This window comes from Pseudaeromonas pectinilytica, assembly GCF_054780855.1.
Map to the genome: position 1 here is coordinate 1 of NZ_BAAGVN010000114.1, position 5,275 is coordinate 5,275.

Here is a 5,275-nt window from a genome sequence, read left to right on the forward strand (position 1 = left end):
ACCAAGAGCCCAACAGTGCAAAATCCTGGTTATCGGGTGGGGTGAAAATAGTCAACAACACGTAAAGGGAACAGCGCCGTTTTATGGCGAGGGGTTAATACGGGAGCTGAAAGAAAAAGAGGATGCGGAGCATCCTCCCTTTTTTGGCTTAGGCTGGAACTACGTTCGCAGCTTGCGGGCCTTTCTGACCGTTTTCAACGGTGAAAGTTACGCGCTGACCTTCGGCCAGTGACTTATAACCATCGCCAACAATCGCGCGGAAGTGAACGAAAACGTCCGGGCCGCCATTGCTTTGAGAAATAAAACCGAAACCTTTTTCTTCGTTAAACCATTTAACGGTACCAGTGGTGCTAGACATAATGTCTCCTGAATATTTGATGCAATTGTGTTTCTGTGTGACGTTCTATGGAGTGGACAAAGATAAAGGAGTTAACAATGAAGGAGTATTCTAGAATGACGGAACTTCATAAGAAGTGCGTAAGGCAAGAAGGAACAACTATTTGTTACTTTTTCTCTGTCTCTCTCAAGACATGTCGCCTAACTTACGCGTAAATTTCCGGCATTGCAATCAAATATCTTAAATTAAGTAAAAAAGATGTAGCAGCCTGAAGGGGGGGGAATGGTTCTGGGGGGGATGAATAATAGATAACTTACAGAATTTACAGACTTTTATGTCCAGGAACGTGTGACGTTCGCTGTCCCTCGTACTCACTCTCGCTAGCTCTTTAGCTGCCATCTAGAATCGTTAACTGCGCCAGATCTCCTGGATTGATTCGGCCATCATGTGTGCTGGCCGGGTGACGACGGCTGTTTGTGGGCAATTCTTGAGCTGACTGTTACAGTCTTCAGTATGTAGATACAGCCACAAGGGGCTGTGATGAATCGGCATTTAAAGACGCTATGGATGTTGTTTGGCATCTGTTGGAGTGCCGGGTCTTGGGCTGCAGATCCAGTTGTACTGATGGCCTCTCTCGAATGGCCTCCCTACGTGAGTGAACGGCTCCCGGGCCAGGGCATCATTAGCCAACGAGTGCGGATGGCATTGGCGCATGAAGGTTACCAACTGCAGATCCGTTTTTTGCCCTGGAAACGGGCTGTCGCCATGGTTCAGCACTCCACCTCATATATCGGTGTTTTCCCTGAGTATGCATCGCCTCAACGGGAGCACGAGTTTTACTGTTCGGATCCCATATTGCAGGCGCCTTTGGCATTCATTCAGGATGCTCGTTTGCCTCCTATTGATTGGCTGCGCCTAGAGGATTTGGCTGGCTATCGTATTGGTACGGTCGCAGGCTACATCAATACTCCTGAATTCGATGCCCTGGTGGCTCGCAAGACGCTGGTTATCGATGAGGCTCAAAACGATATCGCCAACTTAAAGAAACTACTCCGGGGACGGATCGAGCTGGCGGTTATTGATCCGGTTTTATACCGCTATTTGCTGCGTCATGATCCCGAGATCAAGGCGCTATCCTGGCGCTTGCGACTGGTTTCTCGCTTGCTCGGACAGATGCAGTTGGTGGCCTGTTTCCGCCATGATGCCGCAGGCGAGCGGGTACGCAATGCATTGAATCGCGGATTATTGCAGCTCGATGACTGAGGGTGAGGCGATAAACAAAAAGGCCTCACATTGCTGTGAGGCCTTGCTGTAGATGGTGCCCAGACGCGGAATCGAACCACGGACACGCGGATTTTCAATCCGCTGCTCTACCGACTGAGCTATCTGGGCGAAGAATGGTGCCGGCTACCGGAATCGAACTGGTGACCTACTGATTACAAGTCAGTTGCTCTACCTACTGAGCTAAGCCGGCACACTTTATCTTGTTGTACTCTCGTACCTTGAACCTGTTGCCAATTCGCTACTGCGAACTTGCCTGAAAATGGTGCCCAGACGCGGAATCGAACCACGGACACGCGGATTTTCAACTCATTAAAACAAGGGCATCCCTCATCAGGATGCCCTCTTTCATTTTATCCCTTCGCAAACCAACGGCGCATCTGAATGCCATATCGTTGTTCGGCAAGACTTGCCAATTCATTGCTGAATATCACACGACCCCAAGAGGGCTTCGTATCAATCAATTTCAATACCAGCGAATGAAATTCGAGATCATCATTCATGACTGTCAGATGGCGCTCGCAGAGCTGCTTGAGCATGCCTGGAGAGTAACAGCCGCGTGGCGGACCAAACATGTTGTCGTGAGTAAGAATGTGGGCAAAAGCCTCAATCTCCTGGCTAGCTTTGAGTGTTACGGGGGATGGACGAGCGGTGATCGTAGTAGTCATAAGACCCTCCAGAGTTGATTAACCTTGATGATGGTGATGGGCGGCGTCAAAACACGCACTCATCCTTAGTTAATTGTTGAAACTGGGGAGAGCGTAGGGATGCCGGGGACTACAGTAGTCACGGACGATGATTCGGGGTAGGAGGGGGTACTGGGGTAACCGACTCTTGGCAACCAGCAACGAGATAATAGTGGGATATATAGCTGAGGGCACAACCGTTTTACTCGTGATCTACTCATGATACTGATTCCGCAGTGCGCCGAAATCAAGGATAGAACTAGGACATGAGACACTGATCAATTTGTGAATCGATGAATTGACCACGATTGGAATGTCAGATACGGAATTGGGGGGAGGGGGTTCACGCTATATCCCATACGGACATAACTCCCCCACCCCATCCGTTTAGGTCTCAAACGGTAATGCGTTACTCAGGACGTGATGTTCATTCAATAGCGAGGAGTCGCCGTCGAACTTCGTCGAGCCGTTCAGGCGCAAACAGCGGTTCTAAAGGGATCTGCGGCAGTTGCTGTCGTAAACGAGCCAGCAAACGAAGTACCCTATTAGTCACTGGAACAACGTGTTCAAGTAACAGTCCCTTGCGATTATTTTTACAGGTATCGACGGTAGTCGGATAGCCAGCTAGGGTGAATAGCTCCGCAATCTCCCGATGGAGTAAGTTATGCGTAAACCACTTTTTCTGGGTCATCGCGCGTAACAATATACGCACCAGAATTCCTTCAGATCCTTCATCAGTGACTCGTAGTTTGGTGCCTTGGACCGCGATGGACGACTCAAAGTAGTCCTCCCAACTTTCCCAGTCTTCCAGCGTTTTTAGACAGTAATCTTCTCTCCAACCATCAAATCTGGCGCGTGCCAGATCAGCCTGGGCTTCGGTACGCCAAGGGATAGAGTCGCAAGTCAGGTGTGCTCGATCCCGAACCGATGTCATGCAGGGGTTGATCAGTTGCCTCTTCTGGTCAAATTCGTAACTGAGCCGTACACTTTTCCGGATTTCTACAAGATCCCGCTCCGACAGCCATTGCTCGCGTAGGCTGATTAAATGTGACGCATCAGTTTTTGTGTCAGGTTCACGCTCCAAATACAGTTTCAAGATTTGTTCATTTTGTTCAACTGTAGTTCCATGGCTTTTAACACCAGCTTTTGCCAGCACAGGTTCGGTGCGCCCAGTTTCGGAAGTGCATTGACCTCGCGTTTTGATCGATACGATTTGCCGGACATGATGTTTGAGCTCCAGCATGGGAGCGGGGTCATCAGCAGTACCATGTAGGGCATTACACAGCGCTTGATAGCGACGGCAAAGAGGGCCGCTCAGGTCTAATTCTTCCTCGGTCGCGTCAGTTAAGAAGCCATCGGTTGTCACGCTGATAACAGTGCGATGCGCGGGGATACGGTTTAATAACTCACCGATTACACCCCGGATCAGCCCTGTGGTATGCGCGGCCATGTACGGATTTGTAACTTTGGAAGGCTCCAATGTTTTTGATAATCCTGTTTTCACGTCAAAAGCTGTCTGTCCACTCAACCCTTGCGCAGTCTTGCCATAAAGACTGTTTCCTATTTCCTTGATCATTACCTCCTCAAGACTCTTCTTCGGGTACTCAGTGCGCATGGTCTGTATCCGACGAGTAAAAGTTTCGAAGAGGGGTTTGCTGCCCTCCATCCAAGGTACAATCACCCCATGCTGGATAGTGATATCCGCCCCCATTTGAAGGGCTAACTCGATTTCCGGTGCCGTAGCATAGGAATATCCTTCAAGAGGGAAGCGGAGGCCATACCTGTCGGATCGAACAACCAGACAAGGGAAGCGGGTAGTCTCGGGGAATTTGAAACGTATATAAGCAAAACCCATGACATGGCCGATGTAGTCATGGGGAGATGAGGCCATCCTGATCTGCGTATAGTCAGGGATTAGGAGATCGCATAAGCCAGTGGTATAAGCCCCCTTCAGGTCCCAATCAAACCAGTCGGCAATGCGCGATGGGCCGATCATGAATGTTTCATTGCGCCCCCCGTGATAACAGGATGTAGCCAACCCTTCACAGAATTGTCGGGCAGGGGTTGGGAGCAAACTCTTCTTGGTTACGACTTTCCCTGTTTTAGTATTCCAGATTTCCGTACTCCGTTCGGTCATCCCAAACGTATGCCAATAATTTAATCCGTCGCGATCCAATAGGTTCAGAAAGTATCGGACAGCTGTAGCCCCTAGTGAGCGGGGTAAATTGTTTATACCAAACCGAGCGGTTAGGAAATCCTTCACTTTCAACGTGTACTTCACAGCGATTTCAGCATCGCGCAGAGCGTAGGCCTCAAATGCTTCACGATTCTGAGAAAGCAGGACATCCATTCGATCCTTGCTAAATCCAGTTGGTAGTTCGTACTTTGGCAAGTTCAGCATTTCGCCCATTTTTTGCAGCGACGTTTTATTGGGCGTTAGGTAAAGAGTGTCAATGAAATTGATGGCACAGCGGTAAGGTTCACCACTAGCATCCTTTAAAACCAGAGTGGGTAGAGGGGCTCGTTTATCATCGTCAGGCTCTTCACCATAAGAAGTTGTTATCCGACCACTGACAGAGCCTGATTGTCCCGAAAAGCGTGTCTTTACATCCCAGAATGAATCAAAAGAAGCAACGTCGGCCCTCATGAAGTGGCAATATATATTCACTTCTGATGGTACATCAGTGATTAGCTCAGCTCTGATGCAATCAAGGATGACAAGAGATATGAACTCACCCATTTCATAACGTTTATCCTCAGCTACTGGATAGTAAACTTTGCCCAGATGTTGATTCTCATCATTAATTACATATATTTGATAGCTGAGTATTCGGTTGCGTTCATGCACGACTAAGCCGTGAGTATTTGCGGTTTCTACTGGGCACCACTCCAGGGCTGACGCATCAGTGTTTATACTTTGAACAACCCCATACATTCGAACAAATATTGTTCATTCAGACAGCAGAGCCTG

The 5,275-nt window shown here is 48.9% G+C and carries 5 protein-coding genes and 2 tRNA genes; 2 read left to right on the forward strand and 5 right to left on the reverse strand.

The genetic code is table 11. From position 1 onward, the window contains the following. The coding region (locus tag ACYVG7_RS08415; RefSeq protein WP_460882714.1) for a hypothetical protein at positions 1-232 on the forward strand (232 nt) is incomplete at its 5' end. On the opposite strand, the gene cspE is transcribed toward ACYVG7_RS08415, so the two are convergent. After that, positions 149-358 (reverse strand): transcription antiterminator/RNA stability regulator CspE, encoded by a 210-nt coding sequence (gene cspE, locus ACYVG7_RS08420; protein WP_460882710.1) that lies wholly within the window; start codon positions 356-358, stop codon positions 149-151. The two genes, ACYVG7_RS08415 and cspE, sit on opposite strands and share 84 nt — an antisense overlap. A gap of 678 nt (positions 359-1,036) precedes the next feature. On the opposite strand from cspE, the gene ACYVG7_RS08425 reads away from it, so the two are divergent. Beyond that, positions 1,037-1,600: a substrate-binding periplasmic protein gene (locus tag ACYVG7_RS08425; protein WP_460882711.1), complete on the forward strand. Its 564-nt coding sequence runs from the start codon at positions 1,037-1,039 to the stop codon at positions 1,598-1,600. 53 nt (positions 1,601-1,653) lie between these two features. On the opposite strand, the gene ACYVG7_RS08430 is transcribed toward ACYVG7_RS08425, so the two are convergent. The 4 genes from ACYVG7_RS08430 to ACYVG7_RS08445 form a co-directional block, all read right to left on the reverse strand. Next, positions 1,654-1,729: transfer RNA gene (locus tag ACYVG7_RS08430), tRNA-Phe, on the reverse strand. 6 nt (positions 1,730-1,735) lie between these two features. Beyond that, a tRNA-Thr gene (locus ACYVG7_RS08435) sits at positions 1,736-1,811 on the reverse strand. A gap of 160 nt (positions 1,812-1,971) precedes the next feature. Further along, the gene (locus tag ACYVG7_RS08440) at positions 1,972-2,286 is read right to left on the reverse strand and encodes a hypothetical protein (protein WP_460882712.1); all 315 of its coding nucleotides are present in this window, start codon (positions 2,284-2,286) and stop codon (positions 1,972-1,974) included. Positions 2,287-2,731: 445 nt separating this feature from the next. Further along, on the reverse strand, positions 2,732-5,152 hold the full coding sequence (locus tag ACYVG7_RS08445) for a hypothetical protein (protein WP_460882713.1): 2,421 nt from the start codon (positions 5,150-5,152) through the stop codon (positions 2,732-2,734). Positions 5,153-5,275: the final 123 nt, after the last annotated feature.

Coding starts and splice junctions, on each gene's coding strand:
- cspE (WP_460882710.1), bottom strand. CDS start 358: ATGTCTAGCACCACTGGTACCGTTAAATGGTTTAACGAAGAAAAAGGT.
- ACYVG7_RS08425 (WP_460882711.1), top strand. CDS start 1,037: ATGGCATTGGCGCATGAAGGTTACCAACTGCAGATCCGTTTTTTGCCC.
- ACYVG7_RS08440 (WP_460882712.1), bottom strand. CDS start 2,286: ATGACTACTACGATCACCGCTCGTCCATCCCCCGTAACACTCAAAGCT.